This window comes from Sulfurisoma sediminicola (assembly GCF_003865015.1).
Lineage (GTDB): Bacteria > Pseudomonadota > Gammaproteobacteria > Burkholderiales > Rhodocyclaceae > Sulfurisoma > Sulfurisoma sediminicola.
On the sequence record NZ_BHVV01000006.1, the window covers coordinates 267,379 to 286,451 of the forward strand.

Consider the following 19,073-nt stretch of genomic DNA (forward strand, 5'->3'; position numbering starts at 1 on the left):
GTTTCACCATGAGCATCGCCGCCCAGGCACCGGCCTACATCCGCGCCATTTCGCCCTACGTTCCGGGCAAGCCGATCACCGCGCTGGCTCGCGAGATGGGCCTCGCGGTCGAGAGCATCGTCAAGCTCGCATCGAACGAGAATCCGTTGGGCATGAGCCCGAAGGCGCGCGCTGCGGTCGAAAAGGCCATTGCGGGCATCGAGCGTTATCCCGACCAGTTCGAGTTGATCGCCGCATTGGCCGAGCGCCTCGGCGTGGCGCAAAACCAGATCGTGCTCGGCAACGGTTCCAACGACGTGCTCGACCTGGCGGCGCGTGTGTTCCTCGCCCCGGGCCGCTCCTCGGTTTTCTCGCAGCATGCCTTCGCCGTCTATCCGCTGGCGACCATGAGCGCCGGCGGCGAGTGCATCGCCGTGCCCGCCAGACACTACGGCCACGACCTCGCTGCCATGCGTGCGGCGATCCGCCCCGATACCCGCGTCGTCTGGATCGCCAACCCCAACAACCCGACCGGCAACTTCCTGCCTTATGCCGAGGTGAAGGCTTTCCTCCAGGCCGTGCCGGCGGACGTCGCGGTGGTGCTGGACGAGGCCTACAACGAATACCTGCCGCCGGCCGAGCGCGTCGACACCGTAGCCTGGATCAGGGATTTCCCCAACCTGATCATCACCCGCACCTTCTCCAAGATCCATGGCCTGGCCGGCCTGCGCGTTGGCTATGCCGTGGCATCAAGTGAAGTCGCCGACCTGCTCAATCGCGTGCGCCAGCCTTTCAACGTCAACAACCTCGCCATCGCGGCGGCCTGCGCGGCGCTCGACGACCACCTGTTCATCGCCGAGTCCTACGAACTCAACCGCCGCGGCATGGAGCAGATCGTCGCCGGCCTCAAGCGCCTCGGCCTCGAGCATATTCCCTCGCACGGCAACTTCGTCACCTTCGCCGTGTCCGACGGCGCGGCGGCCAACCAGAAGCTGCTGCGGCAGGGCGTGATCGTGCGCCCCATCGGCGGCTACGGCCTGCCCAACCACCTGCGCGTGACCATCGGCCGCGAGACCGAGAACCTGCGCTTCCTCGAAGCGCTGGAAATATCGCTCTGATGGCGAGCAAGGTTGTCATCTGCGGCGTCGGGCTGATCGGCGGCTCGTTCGCGCTGGCGCTCAAAAAGTCGGCGCTGGCGCTACGGCAGGAGGTACGCTTCGTCGGCATGGGCCGTACCCGTGCACCGCTCGAGCAGGCGCTGCAACTCGGCGTCATCGACGAGATCGAGACCGACTGGGCCACGGCGCTGGCCGGCGCCGACCTGGTTCTGCTCGGCATGCCGGTCGGCCAGATGCCGGCGGTGATGCGGGCGCTGGTGCCGCATCTCGAACCGTGGACCATTGTCACCGACGGTGGCAGCACCAAGTCCGATGTGGTCGCGGCCGCACGCTCGGCCTTTGGCGACAGGATCGGCCAGTTCGTGCCGGGCCATCCGATCGCCGGCGCCGAGAAGAGCGGGGTCGCCGCGGCGAAAGCCGACCTTTACCGCGACAAGCGCGTGGTGCTGACGCCGCTGTCCGAAAATGCGCCGGGAGACGTGGCGGCCGTCCGCGCGGTTTGGGAACTCTGCGGTGCGAATGTCTCGCAACTCGCCCCCGACGAGCACGACCGCGTCTTCGCCGCGGTGAGCCACCTGCCGCACCTGCTGGCCTTCGCCCTGGTGCACGACCTCGCCAGCCGCGCCAATGCCGACCAGCTCTTCGGCTTCGCCGCCGGCGGCTTCCGCGATTTCACCCGCATCGCCAGCAGCCACCCCGAGATGTGGCGCGACATCTGCCTCGCCAACCGCATCGCGCTGCTGGCCGAACTCGATGCCTACCTGGCCGAGTTGCTGCGTGCCCGGGTGCTGCTGGCTTCCGCCGACAGCGCCGGCCTCGAGGCCATGTTCGCCACGGCACGCGCGCGGCGCGACGCCTGGCTCGATTCCCTGGCGCCTTCAATAGGCGAATAAATTTATGGAACACATCGATCTTCCCGCGCTGACGCGCGCCGCTGGCACGGTCCGCCTGCCCGGCTCCAAGAGCATCTCCAACCGCATGCTGCTGCTGGCGGCGCTGGCGCAGGGCGAGACCGAAATTCGCGACCTGCTCGATTCCGACGACACGAAAGTGATGCTCGAGGCCCTGAAAAAAGTCGGCGTTGGCGTGACGGTGACCGGTGTCAATGCCTATCGGATCACGGGCTGCGGCGGCCCTTTCCCGGGCAAGAGCGGCGATCTATTCATGGGCAATGCCGGCACGGCGATCCGCCCGCTGACGGCGGCGCTGGCCTTGTCCGGCGGCCACTATCGGCTGAGCGGCGTGCCGCGCATGCACGAGCGGCCGATCGGCGATCTCGTCGACGGCCTGCGCCAGATCGGCGCCGATGTGCGCTATGCGGGCAAGGATGGTTTTCCGCCGCTGGAGATATTCCCGGCGGCGGTGAAACTGGCGGCGCCGATTCGCGTTCGCGGCGATGTCTCCTCGCAGTTCCTCACCGCGCTGCTGATGGCGCTGCCGCTCACCGGCGAGACGGCCGTGATCGAAATGACGACCGAGCTGATCTCCAAGCCCTATATCGAGATCACCCTGAACCTCATGTCGCGCTTCGGCGTGACGGTCGAGCGCGAGGGCTGGCAGCGCTTCACCCTTCGCGGCGGCCAACGCTATGTCAGCCCGGGTGTCGTCCACGTCGAAGGCGATGCTTCGGGCGCCTCCTACTTCCTCGCCGCCGGCGCCATCGGCGGCGGACCGGTGCGGGTCGAAGGGGTTGGGCGGGGCAGCATCCAGGGCGACGTGAGATTCGCCGAGGCGCTGGCCGTCATGGGCGCCCGCATCGAGATGGGCGAGAACTGGATCGAAGCGAGTGCACCTGCCACCGGGAAGTTGAAGGCCTTCGACCTCGACCTCAATCACATCCCCGATGCCGCGATGACGCTGGCCGTGGCGGCGCTGTTTGCCGACGGGCCGTGCACCCTGCGCAACATCGCCTCGTGGCGCGTCAAGGAGACCGACCGCATCGCGGCCATGGCGGCCGAGCTGCGCAAGCTCGGCGCAGCGGTGGAGGAGGGCGCGGACTGGATCACCGTAGCACCGGCGCCGACTTATTCGCGCAATGCCGCCATCGACACCTACGACGACCACCGCATGGCGATGTGCTTCTCGCTGGTGGCGCTCGGCGGCGTGCCCCTGCGCATCAACGACCCGAAGTGCGTGGCCAAGACCTTCCCCGACTACTTCGATCGCTTCGGCCGGATCGCCGCGCCGGTGATCGCCATCGACGGACCTTCGGCCTCGGGCAAGGGCACGGTGGCGCAACGCGTCGCTGAAACGCTCGGCTTTCATTTCCTCGACAGCGGCGCGCTCTACCGCCTGACCGCGCTGGCGGCGTTGCGCGCCGGCGTCGCGCTGGACGACGAAACCGGTGTAGCCGCGGTCGCGGCGACGCTGCCGGCCGAATTCCCCGGCGACCGCATCCTGCTGGCCGGCGATGACGTGACCGAGGCCATCCGCGCCGAGGAGATCGGCGTCGGCGCCTCGAAAGTGGCGGCGCTTCCCGCCGTGCGCACCGCGCTGCTCGAACGCCAGCGCGCCTATCGGCGCCTGCCGGGACTGGTGGCCGATGGCCGCGACATGGGCTCGGTGGTGTTCCCCGAGGCACCGGTCAAGGTGTTCCTGACGGCATCGGCCGAAGCACGCGCCGAAAGACGCCATAAGCAGTTGATCGGGAAGGGAATGCCTGCTAACATGCGTCCCCTTTTGCAGGACATTCTGCAGGAACTGCGGGAGCGCGATGCCCGCGACGCCGCGAGAAGCGTCGCTCCGCTCAAGCAGGAAGAGGATGCCGAGCTGGTGGATACCACGCCGCTGGGCATCGACGAGGCGGTGGCCGCCGTGCTGGACATTGTCCGGAGGAAGCTGCCGCAAGTGGTGTCGTGAGGGTTGCCAGACCTTCGCGGCAATGTTCAACCAACCCGCCACCTTCGCGTGGCAAATGGAAGTGTCAATGTCTATGTCTGCTACCGCCGCTGTTGCCGTGAATCCCGCCGAATCCTTCGCCGCCCTCTTCGAGGAAAGCCTGACGCTCAAAGAAATGCGCGCCGGCGAAGTCATCACGGCCGAAGTTGTCCGCGTCGACCAGAATTTCGTGGTCGTGAACGCCGGACTCAAATCCGAATCTTTCATCCCGGCCGAGGAATTCAAGAACGACCGCGGTGAAGTCGAAGCCAACCCGGGCGACTTCGTCCTGGTCGCCATCGAGATGCTCGAGGACGGCTACGGCGAGACCCGCCTGTCGCGCGACAAGGCCAAGCGCATCGCCGCCTGGAACGACCTCGACAAGGCACTGACCGACCAGATCCTGGTCAAGGGCGTCATCACCGGCAAGGTCAAGGGCGGCCTGACCGTCATGGTCAATGGCATTCGCGCCTTCCTGCCCGGTTCGCTGGTCGACACCCGTCCGGTCAAGGACACCACCCCGTTCGAGGGCAAGGAATTCGAATTCAAGGTCATCAAGCTCGACCGCAAGCGCAACAACGTCGTCGTTTCGCGTCGTGCCGTGCTCGAGGCCAACATGGGCGAAGAACGCCAGAAGCTGCTGGAGAACCTGCAGGAAGGCACCATCGTCAAGGGCATCGTCAAGAACATCACCGACTACGGCGCGTTCGTGGACCTCGGCGGCATCGACGGCCTGCTGCACATCACCGACCTGGCCTGGCGCCGCGTGCGTCACCCCAGCGAAGTCATCAACGTCGGCGACGAGGTCACCGCCAAGGTGCTCAAGTTCGACCAGGAGAAGAACCGCGTGTCGCTGGGCATGAAGCAGCTCGGCGAAGATCCGTGGGTGGGCATCTCCCGTCGTTACCCGTCCGGCACGCGCCTGTTCGGCAAGGTCACCAACCTGACCGACTACGGCTCCTTCGTCGAGATCGAGCAGGGCATCGAAGGCCTGGTGCACGTTTCCGAGATGGACTGGACCAACAAGAACATCCACCCGTCCAAGGTCGTCCAGCTGGGCGACGAGGTCGAGGTCATGATCCTCGAAATCGACGAGGAGCGTCGCCGCATTTCGCTCGGCATGAAGCAGTGCCAGTCGAACCCGTGGGACGACTTCGCCATGAACCACAAGAAGGGTGACAAGGTGAAGGGCGCCATCAAGTCGATTACCGACTTCGGCATCTTCATCGGTCTGCCCGGCGGCATCGACGGCCTGGTGCACCTGTCCGACCTGTCCTGGTCCGCCACCGGCGACGAGGCCAAGCAGAACTACAAGAAGGGTGACGAGGTCGAGGCCATGGTGCTGTCGATCGATGTCGAGAAGGAGCGCATTTCCCTGGGCATCAAGCAGATGGACGGCGACCCCTTCACCAGCTTCATCGCCACCCACGACAAGAACAGCCTGGTCACCGGCACGGTGAAGAGCGTCGACCAGCGCGGCGCGGTGATCGAACTCGGCAGCGATGTCGAGGGCTACCTGCGCGTCTCCGAGTTCTCGCGCGACCGCATCGAGGACCTGTCGCAGCACCTCAAGGTCGGCGACTCGGTCGAGGCCCTGATCATCAACGTCGATCGCAAGACGCGTTCGATCAGCCTGTCGATCAAGGCCAAGGACCAGGTCGAGCAGAACGAGGCGATGCAGAAGCTGGCTTCGGACAGCAGTTCCGCCAGCAGCGGCACGACCAACCTCGGCGCCCTGCTCAAGGCCAAGCTGAACCAGCAGTAAGGCGAACGGCAACCGACGTCAAGAACCTGTTCATCGACCTGTCGTGATGACCAAGTCCGAGTTGATCGCCCAGCTGGCGGAGCGATTCCCCCAGCTCGTGGCCAAGGACGCCGATTTCGCCGTCAAGGTGATTCTCGATGCGATGACCGCGGCGCTTGCCCGCGGCGACCGCATCGAGATCCGCGGCTTCGGCAGTTTCTCCCTCAACCACCGGCCGCCGCGCGTCGGGCGCAATCCGAAGTCCGGCGAGCGTGTCGAGGTGCCGGCCAAGTACGTGCCGCATTTCAAGGCCGGCAAGGAACTGCGCGAGCGGGTCGACAAACCGGAATAAGACGGTGCTGAAATGCATGCTCGGGCGGGCGGTGTCTCTAGCGGGTGCCGCCCGCCTTTTTCTTGAGCACGGCAGTGTGGAGACCGGCCGATGAGGACGCTGGTCTGGCTGCTGCGCGCGGTCATCTTCATCCTGCTGTTCGGTCTTGCCATCAAGAACGGCGGCAGTGTCGAGCTGCGCTTCTTCCTCAATCAGAGCTGGCAGGCGCCGCTGTCGCTGGTGCTGCTGCTCGCCTTCACCGCCGGGGTTGTCATCGGCCTGGCAGCGGTGCTCGGCGTATGGGCGCGGCAGCGCCGCGAACTGGCGCGACTGCGCGCGCAGCTCGATGCCGGCCCGAGGGAACCGACATGATCGAGATCGAGCTCTGGTGGCTGCTGGCTCTGCCCCTCTTCTTCGGGCTGGGCTGGGTGGCGGCGCGCATCGACATCGAGCATGTCATACGCGAGTCGCGGGCCTTGCCGCGTTCGTATTTCAAGGGACTCAACTTCCTGCTCAACGAGCAGCCGGACCGGGCCATCGAAGCCTTCATCGAAGCCGCCAGGATTGATCCGGAAACCGTCGAGCTGCACTTCGCCCTCGGCAGCCTGTTCCGCCGGCGCGGCGAAACCGACCGCGCCATCCGTGTCCATCAGAACCTGGTGGAGCGCGACGGCACCCTGACCGAACTCACCGACGAACAGCGCCTGCACGCGCTGTCCGAACTCGGCCAGGATTATCTCAAGGCCGGCCTGCTCGATCGCGCCGAGGAAATCTTCCAGAAGCTGCGGAGCACCTCGCGCGACGAGGAGGCGCTGCGGGCGCTGATCGAGATCTACCAGCAGGAAAAGGAATGGGCCAAGGCCATCGCCATGGCCGATGCGCTGCCCGATCACGCCGACCACATGTGGCAGAAGGAAATCGCCCAGTTCCGCTGCGAACTGGCCTCGAGCGAACTGCTGCATGGACATGCGGCCGAGGCCCGCGGTCAGCTCGCCGAGGCGCTCAAGGCCAATCGCAAGTGCGTGCGGGCCACCCTGCTCGAAGGGGAGACTGCCGTGGCCGCCGGCGACCTCGCGGCGGCCATCGAGGCTTGGAAGCGCATCGAGCAGCAGAGCCCGGTCTATCTGTCCCTGGCCGCCGAAAAACTGATGGAGGCGCATCGCCAGGCCGGGCAGGCCGAGCAGGGGCTGCAGTTGCTGCGCGGCTATCTCGAACGGCACCCGTCACTGGACCTGCTCGATACCGCGTTCCGCGCCGAAAGCGAGCAGAATGGCCCCGAGGCGGCTCATCAACTGGTGCGGGCCGAGCTGACACGCAACCCGACGCTGCTCGGTCTCGACAAGCTGCTCGAGGCGCAGGTGCTGGTGGCACCGCCGGAGCGGCGCGCCGAACTCGAACTTGTAAGGAACCTCATTCACAATCACACCCGCCGCGTCGCGCGCTACCGCTGCGACCACTGCGGCTTCAAGGCGCGCCAGTTCCACTGGCGCTGCCCCGCGTGCGGCAAATGGGAGACCTACCCGCCCAAACGCACCGAAGAATTCGATTTGACGCCTTGAGGGAGTTCATAAAAAGATGAAAATCACCGTCATCGGTACCGGCTACGTCGGCCTGGTTTCCGGCACCTGTCTCGCCGACGTCGGCAACGACGTGCTCTGCCTCGACGTCGATGCCAACAAGATCCGCATCCTCAACGAAGGCGGCATCCCCATCTACGAGCCCGGCCTCGAAGCCATGGTCAGGCGCAACAAGGAAGCCGGCCGCCTGCGCTTCACCACCAGCGTCGAGGAAGCCGTCGCCCACGGCACCATCCAGTTCATCGCCGTCGGCACCCCGCCCGACGAGGACGGCTCGGCCGACCTCCAGTACGTCGTCGCCGCCGCCCGCAGCATCGGCAGGCACATGAAGGACTACAAGGTCATCGTCGACAAGTCGACGGTGCCCGTCGGTACCGCCGACAGGGTCAAGGCCGCCATCGCCGACGAACTCAAGGCGCGTGGCGTCAATACCGACTACAGCGTCGTCTCCAACCCTGAATTCCTCAAGGAAGGCGCCGCGGTCGAAGACTTCATGAAGCCCGACCGCATCGTCGTCGGCGTCGAGGATGCCCGCGCCAGGGAACTCATGCACCAGCTCTACGCACCGTTCCAGCGCAACCACGAGCGCCTCATCGTCATGGATGTGCGCAGCGCCGAACTCACCAAGTACGCCGCCAACGCGATGCTCGCCACTCGCATCAGCTTCATGAACGAGCTGGCCAACCTGGCCGAGAAGCTCGGCGCCGACATCGAACTCGTGCGCCAGGGCATCGGCTCCGACCCGCGCATCGGCTACCATTTCCTCTACCCCGGTTGCGGTTACGGCGGGTCATGCTTCCCCAAGGACGTCCAGGCGCTGGTGCGTACCGCCCGGGAAGCCGGGCAGGGCCTCAAGATTCTCCAGTCCGTCGAGGACGCCAACGAGGAACAGAAATACGTCCTGGCGAAGAAGATCGTCGCCCGGCTCGGCGAAGACCTCTCCGGCAAGACCATCGCGCTGTGGGGCCTGGCTTTCAAGCCCAACACCGACGACATGCGCGAGGCCCCCAGCCGAGTGCTGATCGGCGAACTGTTCGAGCGCGGCGCCAGGATCCGCGCCTATGACCCCGTGGCCGCCCACGAAGCCCAGCGCATCTACGGCGACGAGCCGCGCCTCGCTTACGCCAGGAACCCCATGGACGCTCTCGAGGGCGCCGATGTGCTGGCCATAGTCACCGAGTGGAAGGAATTCCGCGCGCCCGACTTCGAGGCGATCAAGGCGAAGCTCAAGACCCCGGTGATCTTCGACGGCCGCAATCTCTACGAACCGGCCATCCCGCGGGCTGCCGGCCTCGAATACTTCGCCATCGGCAGGAAATGAGCGACCTGCCGATTCCCGACACGAGCGGCGCGCGCCTCCTCATCGTCGGCGACGTGATGCTGGACCGCTACTGGTTCGGCGACGTCTCGCGCATTTCACCCGAGGCGCCGGTGCCGGTGGTCAAGGTCGAGCGCACCGAGGAGCGCCCCGGCGGCGCGGCCAACGTCGCGCGCAACTGTTCCGCGCTGGGCGCACGGACGGCGCTGCTGTCGGTCGTCGGCGCCGACGAGGCTGGCGCGTCGCTGGCGCGGCTGCTGGCGGCATCGAACATCGACGCCAGCCTGCACGAGGATGCCCAGCTCAACACCACCGTCAAACTGCGCGTGCTTGGCCGCCAGCAGCAGCTGCTGCGCATCGACTTCGAGAACTGGCCGGCACACGAGGTGCTGCGTGCCAAGCTGGCCGAGTTCGAGGAACGGCTGTCCGCCTGCGACGTCGTGATTCTCTCCGACTACGGCAAGGGCGGGCTCGCCCACATTGCCGAGATGATCCGCCTCGCCCGCGCCGCCTGCAAGCCGGTGCTGGTCGATCCCAAGGGCGAGGACTACGCGCGCTACGCCGGCGCCACCGTGCTGACGCCCAACCGCGCCGAACTGCGCCAGGTCGTGGGCCGCTGGTCGAGCGATGATGACTTGGCTTTGCGCGTCGAGCGCTTGCGCGAGGACCTCGGCTTCGAAGCGCTGCTGCTGACGCGGTCCGAGGAGGGCATGACCCTGTTTTCGTCGGCCGGCGCCCTGCACGAGCCGGCGCTGGCGCGCGAGGTCTATGATGTCAGCGGCGCGGGCGACACCGTGATCGCGACGCTGGCCGTGATGCTCGCCAGCGGCCAGGGCCTGGCGGCGGCGATGAAGCTCGCCAACCGCGCCGCCGGCATCGTCGTCGGCAAGCTCGGCACCGCCACCTGCTCGCTGGAAGAACTCAGGAACAACTGAAAGAACCCGCCATGTCCAGTTACACCATCGTCACCGGCGCCTGCGGCTTCATCGGCGCCAATCTCGTCAAGGCGCTCAACGCGCGCGGCATCGACAACATCATCGCCGTCGACAACCTCAAAAACGCCGACAAGTTCAGGAACCTGACCGACTGCGAGATCGCCGACTACCTCGACAAGGCCGAGTTCCTCGGCCTCATCGAGGACGGCTATTTCGACGGCGCCGTCGACGCCATCTTCCACGAGGGCGCCTGCTCCGACACCATGGAGACCGACGGCCGCTACATGATGGAGAACAACTTCCGCTACTCCACCACGCTGCTCGATTTCTGCCTCGACCAGGACGTGCCTTACCTCTACGCCTCGTCGGCCTCGGTCTATGGCGGCGGCAGCGTGTTCAAGGAATCGCGCGAGCACGAGGGCCCGCTCAACGTCTACGGCTACTCCAAGTTCCTGTTCGACCAGGTGGTGCGCCGCCGTCTCGCCAGCGCCGACTTTTCCTCGCAGGTGGTGGGTTTCCGCTACTTCAACGTCTACGGCCCGCGCGAGCAGCACAAGGGGCGCATGGCCTCGGTCGCCTTCCACCATTTCAACCAGTACCGCGAGTCCGGCAAGGTCAAGCTGTTCGAGGGCTGCGACGGCTACGCCAACGGCACGCAGAGCCGCGACTTCGTCTTCATCGACGACGTGGTCAATGTCAATCTGTTCTTCCTCGACCACCCGGAAAGGTCAGGCATCTTCAACCTCGGCACCGGCCGCGCCCAGCCCTTCAACGACATCGCCACCTCGACGGTCAATGCCTGCCGCGCGCTGGAAGGCAAGCCGGCGCTGTCCCTGGCGGAGATGGTGGCGCAGGGCATCGTCGAATACATTCCCTTCCCCGATGCGCTCAGGGGCAAGTACCAGAGCTACACCCGCGCCGACATCTCGGCGCTGCGCGCCGCCGGCTACGCGGACGAGTTCGCGACCGTGGAGCAGGGCGTGACCAAGTACGTCCAGCACCTCGCCGCAGCGAAGTAATCCACCAAACCCTCCCGGGATCTTTTGCGGTTGCGCCGCCCTCCGCGACAGGCGGAACCGCCGCTGCTGCACGCGCACTGCGGGTTCCCCATGGCGAGATATCGCCAACGGTTTGCCAAAAGTAGACCACCATCCAGACTTTGTGGTTATATGGGCCCTTCGTCGAAGGAAAAAATCGCGTTCCAATCAATTGCTTGTGGCATTTTTGATTTAGGGCTAAACGCTAGCGCCCACTGAAGGGGGAGTAATGATTACGAACATCGTATTCGTCGACAGCCGGATTAACGGCTACGAAGCTCTCATTCAGGCACTGGACCAGCCGGCGGAGGTTTTCTTCATTGATGAATCCTCCGATGGCTTGGAGCAGATCGCGGCTCAGCTGCAGGGGCGTACAGACATCGATGCCGTGCACATCCTGTCGCACGGTTCCGAAGGAGCGCTCTATCTGGGCAGCTCCCTGCTGTCAGCCGGCAATATCGCCGACTATGCCGACCAACTCTCGACCATAGGCAGTGCGCTGAGCGGTTCCGGTGACATCCTGCTCTACGGTTGCAATGTGGCCGAAGGCGCGACGGGACGCGAGTTCATCGATGCCATTGCTCGTTATACGGGAGCTGATGTCGCGGCGTCGACCGACCTCACCGGCGCCGCGACTCTCGGGGCCAACTGGACCCTGGAAGCGCAAAGCGGAATCGTCGAAGCGGCCGCTCTGGCAATGACGGGCTACGCGGGGGTGCTTGGCACGTTCGAAGGCACCCCGGGCAGCGACACGCTCTGGGGCACATCGAGCGACGACATCCTGACCGGCTTTGCCGGCGACGACACCTACTATGTCGATTCGACGGGCGACGTGGTCATTGAAGCGTCTGACGAGGGCATCGACACGGTTAACGCGTCGATTTCTGGCTATGTGCTGGCCGACAACGTCGAGAACCTGAATCTGATTGGTTTGGGCACCTCAGGGACGGGGAACGACCTCGACAACACGATCGTCGGCAACAGTTCGTTCGCCAGCGTCATCGACGGCGGCCTCGGCGCGGACACGATGCACGGTATGAGCGCCTACTACGACGTCTATTACGTCGACAACGCCGGCGACGTGATCATCGACCATTCGGATAACAACGGGGTCTTCGCGTCGATCGATTACACGCTGATCTACACGTTCGAGACCCGGCTGGTCGATCTCACGCTGATCGGGACGGACAACCTGAACGGCACCGGCAATCAATTCGGCAACACCATCGTCGGCAACAGCGGCAACAACATTCTCGACGGCGGTGCGGGCGGCGACGCCCTGCAAGGCGGTCAAGGCAACGATACCTACATTCTGGATAACGTCTCCGACGGCATCTCGGAAAGCTTCAATGAGGGCACGGACAGCGTACGGAGTTCGGTGACCTTCAGCCTGGCTGCGAATCTGGAAAACCTCGAACTCACGGGAACCTACAACCTCGACGGCACGGGCAACGAGTTGGACAATGTCATCGTCGGCAATGCCGGCATCAACCACCTTGACGGCGGGGCCGGCAACGACAGGCTTGAAGGTGGCGATGGCAACGACTTCCTAACCGGTGGCACGGGAGTCGATGTTTTCGTACTGGGCGCGGGGTCGAAGGATTTCATCACCGACTTTGTCACCGGAACGGGTGGCGACCGGATCGACCTGGGCGCCGTCATCGCGGGATTCACGAACTACACGCTGGGCGCCAATCCCTTTGCCACGGGCCATGTACGCCTTGTTTCTTCATTCGACTTTTACGGCACCGCGATACAGGTCGACATTGATGGCGGCGGCGATGCCTACGTCACGTGCGGCGTGCTGATGAATGTGCAACCCACGGTGCCTACGGCGGCGAATTTCGTCGGCGACTTCGATCCGGCGCAGCAGCCCGATCAACCTCACAGCGGCGACATAACGATACCCGCTACGGCAACGGAGGGAGATTGGCTGTTGTCGACGGACACCATCGACGATCCCGACAACGCGGGCCTCAGAAGTTATCAATGGCAGCGCTCGAGCGACGGCAGCAACTGGACCAATATTGACGGATTGGCTGGTACGCAATCGGCCTTCTGGCCTGACGATATTGATGTGGGCAAGCAACTGCGCCTGGTCGCCAGCTATACGGATGGAAGGGGTTTCCAGACCACCATCACGACGACAGCGACAGCGGCAGTGGTCAATGTCAATGATGCGCCCACCGGCGGCGTGACCGTCAGCGGCACGGCGAAGGAGCAGCGGACGCTCACGGCAGGCAACACGCTGGGCGACGCCGATGGCCTGGGCACGATAGCCTACCAGTGGCAATCCAGCGCCGATGGCAGCAACTGGAACGATATCGGCGGTGCGACGGCGGGCAGCCTTGTGCTTGGCGATGCACAGGTCGGCACGCATGTCCGTGTCGTCGCGAGTTTTACCGATCTTCACGGCACGCTGGAGAGCGTTGCCAGCGATCCCACCGGTACGGTGGCCAACACCATCGACTATTCCTCGGTTTCCTGGACGCTCGGCACCGGCGTCGAAGACCTGGTCCTGACCGGCACGGCCGACATCGACGGCACCGGCAACGAACTCGACAACAGGATCACCGGCAACAGCGGCAACAACATCCTCGATGGCAAGCTAGGCTGGGACACCCTGACCGGTGGCGCCGGCAACGACAGCTATTTTGTGGACAGCACGCATGATGTGGTCGTCGAGGCCTACGACGAAGGCATTGACGGCGTGACGATTTCTGTCGATTACCAGTTGTCTGCGAACGTCGAGAATCTGACCGTGGCGACGGGCGGCACCTTGCTGCACGGCGCGGGCAATGCGCTGGACAACACGCTGGACGGCAACAACGGGTATGAGTTGACCCTGGACGGCAACGGCGGCAACGACATCCTGATCGGCGGCACCGGTGCCGACACCCTCGACGGCGGCGACGGCAACGACAGCCTGGACGGCAGGCAGGGAGACGACACGCTGAAGGGCGGTGCGGGCGATGACACCTATTTCGTGGGCTCGACCGGCGATGTCATCGAAGAATTTTCGACCGGCGGCACCGACACGGTGCGGTCGAGCGCCGTCAGCTACACCCTGTCCGGCAACGTCGAGAACCTGATCCTGACCGATGCCGCGATCGAAGGCCTCGGCAACGGGCTGGACAATACCATTACCGGTACTGACGGCGACAACGGTCTCGATGGCGGTGCGGGCAACGACACCCTGACCGGGGGTGCCGGCAACGACATCTATTTCGTGGATGCGGCGGGCGACATCATTGTCGAACAGTCCGGAGGCGGGACCGACCAGGTGTTTTCCAGGATCGCGACCTATACCCTGGCCGCCCACGTCGAAAACCTGACGCTGTATGCCAGCTTTGCCGTGACCCATCTCACCGGCAACGATCTCGACAACGTCATCACTGGCGGCGAAGGCATCAACTACATCGATGGCGGCGCGGGCGCCGATACGATGAACGGCGACGTTGGCAACGACTTCTACTACGTCGATAACATCGGCGACGTGATCAGTGATCCCGCGGGTTACAACACGGTGTTTTCCTCGATCAGCCTTGCGCTGCCGAATGTTGCTGTATTCCTGACACTGACCGGTAGCGCCAATCTTGATGGCACCGGCAACCTCGGCACCAACTACATCACCGGCAACAGCGGCAACAACGTGCTCGATGGCGGCGGTGGCGCGTACGACACCCTGAAGGGCGGAGCCGGTGATGACACTTACATCGTCCGGCGCTGGGACGACACGGTGATCGAAAATGCCAATGAGGGCGTCGATAGCGTCATTGCTTCGGACAGTTTCGTGCTCTCCGGCGACGTCGAAAACCTGATTCTCACCGGAAGCAACAACCTCGATGGCACTGGCAATGGGTTGGGCAACGTCATCACGGGCAACGCCGGCATCAATCACCTCGACGGCGGCGCCGGCGACGATGTGCTGGATGGCGGCGCCGGCAACGACTTCCTGACCGGGGGTGCGGGAGTCGATACCTTCAAATTGAGCACGGGATCGAAGGACTGGATAACCGACTTCGTCGCCGGCGCCGGCGGCGACAAGCTTGATTTGAGTGGCGTCCTCGCCGGATTGAGCAATTACACGGCCGACGGCAATCCCTTTGCCAGTGGGCACGTGCGCCTCGCTTGGTCGGAGGCGGACGCCTACGGCAGCTGGCTTCAGGTCGACAACGACGGGGGCGGCAATGGATTCGTCACGATCGGGCTGCTGCAAAATGTCGATTTCACCTTGCTCACGGCAGACAACTTCGTCGGCGGACTCAATCCGGCAGAACAGCCCAACCAGGCTCCTGTGGGTACGGTCGACATCAGCGGGTCGGCGACGGAAGACCAATGGCTGCAATCCGTGCGGAATTTCAGCGATCCGGATGGCCTGGGGGAATTCGGCTACCAGTGGCAAAGCTCGACCGACGGCATCAGCTGGACCAATCTGGGTGGAGGAACGCAGCCGGCATTTCTGCTGGGCCACGCGGAAATCGGGCTCCAGATCCGGGTGGTCGAGAGCTACACGGATTACCGCGGATTTCCCGAATCGGTCGTCAGCGCAGCGACGACGGCGGTGGTCGCAGTCAATCATGCGCCCAAACTCGTCAGCGAAGTGCCCAATCAGGATGCGACGGACGGCATTGCCTTCAACTATGTCGTTCCCGTCGGCACCTTTGCCGACATCGACATCGACGTCGGAGATTCCCTGAGCTTTGGTGCCACGCTTGCCAATGGATCGGCACTGCCGGCTTGGCTGGACTTCGACGGTGCGACGCGGACGTTCGCCGGCACGCCGGCGACCGCCGATATCGGCAGCCTCAACATCAAGATCACCGCCTCGGACGAGAGCAGCCTCAGCGTTTCCGATACCTTCTTCATAAACGTCGCCGTAAACCACACCATTACCGGGACTGCCGGCGACGATACCCTGACGGGATCGGTGGGCGTCGCGGAAATCCTGGTCGGCGGCCTCGGCAACGATACCTATGTGATCGGCGACAACCTCCATAGCGTCGTCGAGAATGTCGGCGAAGGCACGGACACGGTCATCGCCTCGGTCGATTACCAGTTACCTGCGAACGTCGAGAATCTGATGCTGGGCGGCACGTGGCGGACAGGGGCCGGCAATGCGCTGGACAACCGGCTCGATGGCAGCGGCGGGTATTCCATCACGCTTTATGGCAACGGCGGCAACGACATCCTGATCGGCAGCAACAGTGCCGACACCCTCGACGGCGGCGACGGCAACGACAGCCTCGATGGACGACAGGGCAACGACACGCTGAAGGGCGGTGTGGGCAATGACACCTATTTCGTGGGTTCGACCAGCGATGTCATCGAGGAGTTTTCGACCGGCGGCACCGATACGGTGTTTTCAAGCGCCGGCAGCTACACGCTGTCCGCCAACGTCGAGAACCTGATCCTGACCGATACCGCGATCGAGGGGATCGGCAACGGCCTGGACAATGTCATTACGGGCACTGATGGCAACAACACGCTCAGAGGCGGTGCCGGAAACGACACCCTGACGGGAGGTGCCGGCAACGACATCTATGTCGTCGACTCGGCTGCCGATGTCGTCGTCGAGCTGACGGGAGAGGGGATCGACGAGGTTTTCTGCACCATCGCGACCTACACCCTGTCCGCCAACGTCGAGAACCTGCAGCTGTACGCGGACCTGGCGGTGACCCACCTCACCGGCAACGACCTCGACAATGCCATCTCGAGCGGGGACGGCATCGACTACATCGACGGTGGCGCCGGTGCCGACACGATGAATGGCGGCGCCGGCAACGATTTCTACTACGTCGACAATGCCGGCGACGTGATCAGCGATCCCTCGGGCTACGACACGGTGTATTCGTCCGTCTCCTACACCCTGTCGGGCTATCTGAAATACCTGACGCTGACGGGTACAGCCAACCTCAACGGCACCGGCAACTACAACGACAATTACATCACGGGCAACAGCGGCAACAACATCCTCGACAGTGGCGCGGGATACCTCGATACCCTGAGCGGCGGTGCGGGCGACGACACCTACATCGTCCAGAGTGGAGCCGACGTCATTATCGAAAACACCGGAGAAGGAATCGACCGGGTCATCGCGTCGGACAACTTCGTCCTGCCGGACAACGTCGAGAACCTCGAGCTCACCGGCACTATTTTCAACCTGTCCGGCACGGGCAACGACCTGGACAACCTGATCGTTGGCAACGGCGCGGACAACCTACTTGCCGGCCATGGCGGCAACGACACGCTGCGAGGCGGTTTGGGCACCGATACGCTGGACGGCGGCGCCGGCAACGATACCGCCGATTTCAGTGATGCCACCGCTGCGGTGGTCGTGGCGCTCACGGCTGGCAGCGCGACGGCCACGGGCGGCGCGACCGATTTCCTGGTCAATATCGAGAACCTCACTGGCGGCAGCGGCAACGACAGTCTGGGCGGCGACGACGGCGACAACGTGCTGATCGGCGGGGCCGGCGACGATGCCCTGAGCGGCGGCCTCGGCAACGACACGCTGAAAGGCGGCCTTGGCAGAGACACGCTGGACGGCGGTGGCGGCAATGACACCGCCGACTTCGGCGATCTGTCGGTCCGGGTGGTCGCCAACCTCGGTGGCACCGTCGTCAGTGGCTATGTCACCACCGCCGGCGGTGCGATCGACAAGCTCAAGAACATCGAGAACCTGGCGGGTGGCAGCGGTGGCGACACGCTGACGGGCGATGCCGGCGCCAACGTGCTGATCGGCAATGGCGGCAACGACGTGCTGTCGGGTGGCGGCGGTGCCGACACGCTGATCGGTGGTGCCGGCAACGACATCTACGTCGTCGACGCCCTCGACACGATCAGCGAGTCCCTGGCCGAAGGTGCGGACACCGTCAGGGCGGGCGTGAGCTGGACCCTTGGACCCAATCTCGAAAGACTCGAACTGCTTGCGGGCGCCGGCAACATCAACGGCACGGGCAATGCAGAGAACAACACCCTCGTCGGCAACGAAGGCGACAACACCCTGTCCGGCGGCGATGGCAACGATACGCTGAGGGGCGGCCTGGGCAGCGATGCGCTGGACGGCGGCGTCGGCATCGACACCGCCGATTTCAGCGATGCAACCACAGCGGTGACCGTCGTTCTTTCCGCCGGCGCGGGCACGGCCACGGGCGGATCAACCGACAACCTGAGCAACATCGAAAACCTGACCGGCGGCGCCGGCAACGACACCCTGGGCGGCGACGACGGCGCCAACATCCTGTCGGGCGGTGCTGGGAACGACACGCTCACCGGCGGCGGCGGCGCCGATCGCTTGACCGGCGGCACCGCCGCAGATCGACTCGACGGTGGCGATGGGAATGACGTATATGTCGTCGACGACGTGGGGGATGTCGTGATCGAGGGGAGCGGCCCCTTCTCCGGAATTGATGCCGTGGTCAGTTCCGTCAGCTATTCGTTGACCGCGAACGTGGAGCAACTTTACCTGAACGGAAGCAACCTGAACGGCAGCGGCAACGATCTCGGTAACTGGATCCGCGGCACCGCCGGAGACAACATCCTGGACGGCGCCAGCGGCTACGACTGGGTCGCGTACGGCAATGCGACGAACGGTGTCGTCGTGGACCTGTCGCAGACTTCTGCCCAGAACACGGGCTGCGGCATGGATACCTTGCTGAACTTTGAAGCCGTCAATGGCAGTCAATTCAATGACTTCCTCACGGGAAATGCGGCGGCCAACACGCTTTCCGGCAACGCGGGGGATGATGTTCTCAATGGTGGAGCGGGCAACGACACCCTCAACGGCGGCAGCGGTGCTGACACGTTCGTCTTTGATACGACACCCAACGCTACGACCAACTTCGACCGGATCTCCGACTTTGTCGCTGCCATCGACAAGTTCGCGCTGGACCGGAATGTCTTCACGGGGTTGGGGAACGGCGCCTTGGCCGCCGACGCATTCGTTTCTGGAGCGGGGCGGAAGACCGCCGCAGATGCGTTGGACAGAATCATCTACAACGTCACGGCAGGCGTCTTGTATTTCGATGCAGACGGCAGTGCGACTGCGAGTGCGCCGATCGCCTTCGCCCAGATAAGCTCCGCGGTCAAGCCCACTCTGACCGCAGCTGATTTTGTCGTCTTCACCGGGATATGAAGCGGGATTGATGTATAGCT

11 protein-coding genes are annotated in these 19,073 nt (G+C 64.4%); all 11 read left to right on the forward strand.

Annotation, left to right across the window (positions count from 1 at the left end; genetic code table 11):
- The first annotated feature begins 8 nt into the window (after positions 1-8).
- The 11 genes from hisC (at position 9) to EJE94_RS14845 (ending at position 19,053) form a co-directional block, all read left to right on the forward strand.
- A complete protein-coding gene (gene hisC, locus EJE94_RS10015; RefSeq protein WP_121241092.1) occupies positions 9-1,097 on the forward strand; it encodes a histidinol-phosphate transaminase in 1,089 nt (362 codons plus the stop codon).
- The gene (locus EJE94_RS10020; RefSeq protein ID WP_121241094.1) at positions 1,097-1,990 is read left to right on the forward strand and encodes a prephenate dehydrogenase; all 894 of its coding nucleotides are present in this window, start codon (positions 1,097-1,099) and stop codon (positions 1,988-1,990) included. The genes hisC and EJE94_RS10020 overlap by 1 nt, the downstream gene beginning before the upstream one ends.
- A gap of 4 nt (positions 1,991-1,994) precedes the next feature.
- Positions 1,995-3,956 (forward strand): bifunctional 3-phosphoshikimate 1-carboxyvinyltransferase/cytidylate kinase, encoded by a 1,962-nt coding sequence (locus tag EJE94_RS10025; protein ID WP_121241096.1) that lies wholly within the window; start codon positions 1,995-1,997, stop codon positions 3,954-3,956.
- 73 nt (positions 3,957-4,029) lie between these two features.
- The gene (gene rpsA / locus EJE94_RS10030) at positions 4,030-5,739 is read left to right on the forward strand and encodes a 30S ribosomal protein S1 (protein ID WP_121241098.1); all 1,710 of its coding nucleotides are present in this window, start codon (positions 4,030-4,032) and stop codon (positions 5,737-5,739) included.
- A gap of 46 nt (positions 5,740-5,785) precedes the next feature.
- The gene (locus EJE94_RS10035; RefSeq protein WP_121241100.1) at positions 5,786-6,070 is read left to right on the forward strand and encodes an integration host factor subunit beta; all 285 of its coding nucleotides are present in this window, start codon (positions 5,786-5,788) and stop codon (positions 6,068-6,070) included.
- Between the two features lie 90 nt (positions 6,071-6,160).
- Positions 6,161-6,421: a LapA family protein gene (locus EJE94_RS10040; protein WP_121241102.1), complete on the forward strand. Its 261-nt coding sequence runs from the start codon at positions 6,161-6,163 to the stop codon at positions 6,419-6,421.
- Positions 6,421-7,608, forward strand: coding sequence for a lipopolysaccharide assembly protein LapB (gene lapB / locus EJE94_RS10045; protein WP_121242213.1), 1,188 nt, complete (start codon positions 6,421-6,423; stop codon positions 7,606-7,608). Before EJE94_RS10040 ends, lapB begins: the two co-directional genes overlap by 1 nt.
- Before the next feature lie 16 nt (positions 7,609-7,624).
- Positions 7,625-8,947, forward strand: coding sequence for a UDP-glucose dehydrogenase family protein (locus tag EJE94_RS10050; protein ID WP_121241104.1), 1,323 nt, complete (start codon positions 7,625-7,627; stop codon positions 8,945-8,947).
- Positions 8,944-9,879, forward strand: coding sequence for a D-glycero-beta-D-manno-heptose-7-phosphate kinase (rfaE1, locus tag EJE94_RS10055; protein ID WP_121241107.1), 936 nt, complete (start codon positions 8,944-8,946; stop codon positions 9,877-9,879). The genes EJE94_RS10050 and rfaE1 overlap by 4 nt, the downstream gene beginning before the upstream one ends.
- A gap of 11 nt (positions 9,880-9,890) precedes the next feature.
- On the forward strand, positions 9,891-10,898 hold the full coding sequence (rfaD, locus tag EJE94_RS10060; protein WP_121241109.1) for an ADP-glyceromanno-heptose 6-epimerase: 1,008 nt from the start codon (positions 9,891-9,893) through the stop codon (positions 10,896-10,898).
- Between the two features lie 247 nt (positions 10,899-11,145).
- Positions 11,146-19,053: a DUF4347 domain-containing protein gene (locus EJE94_RS14845; protein WP_275540524.1), complete on the forward strand. Its 7,908-nt coding sequence runs from the start codon at positions 11,146-11,148 to the stop codon at positions 19,051-19,053.
- The last annotated feature ends 20 nt before the right edge of the window (positions 19,054-19,073 follow it).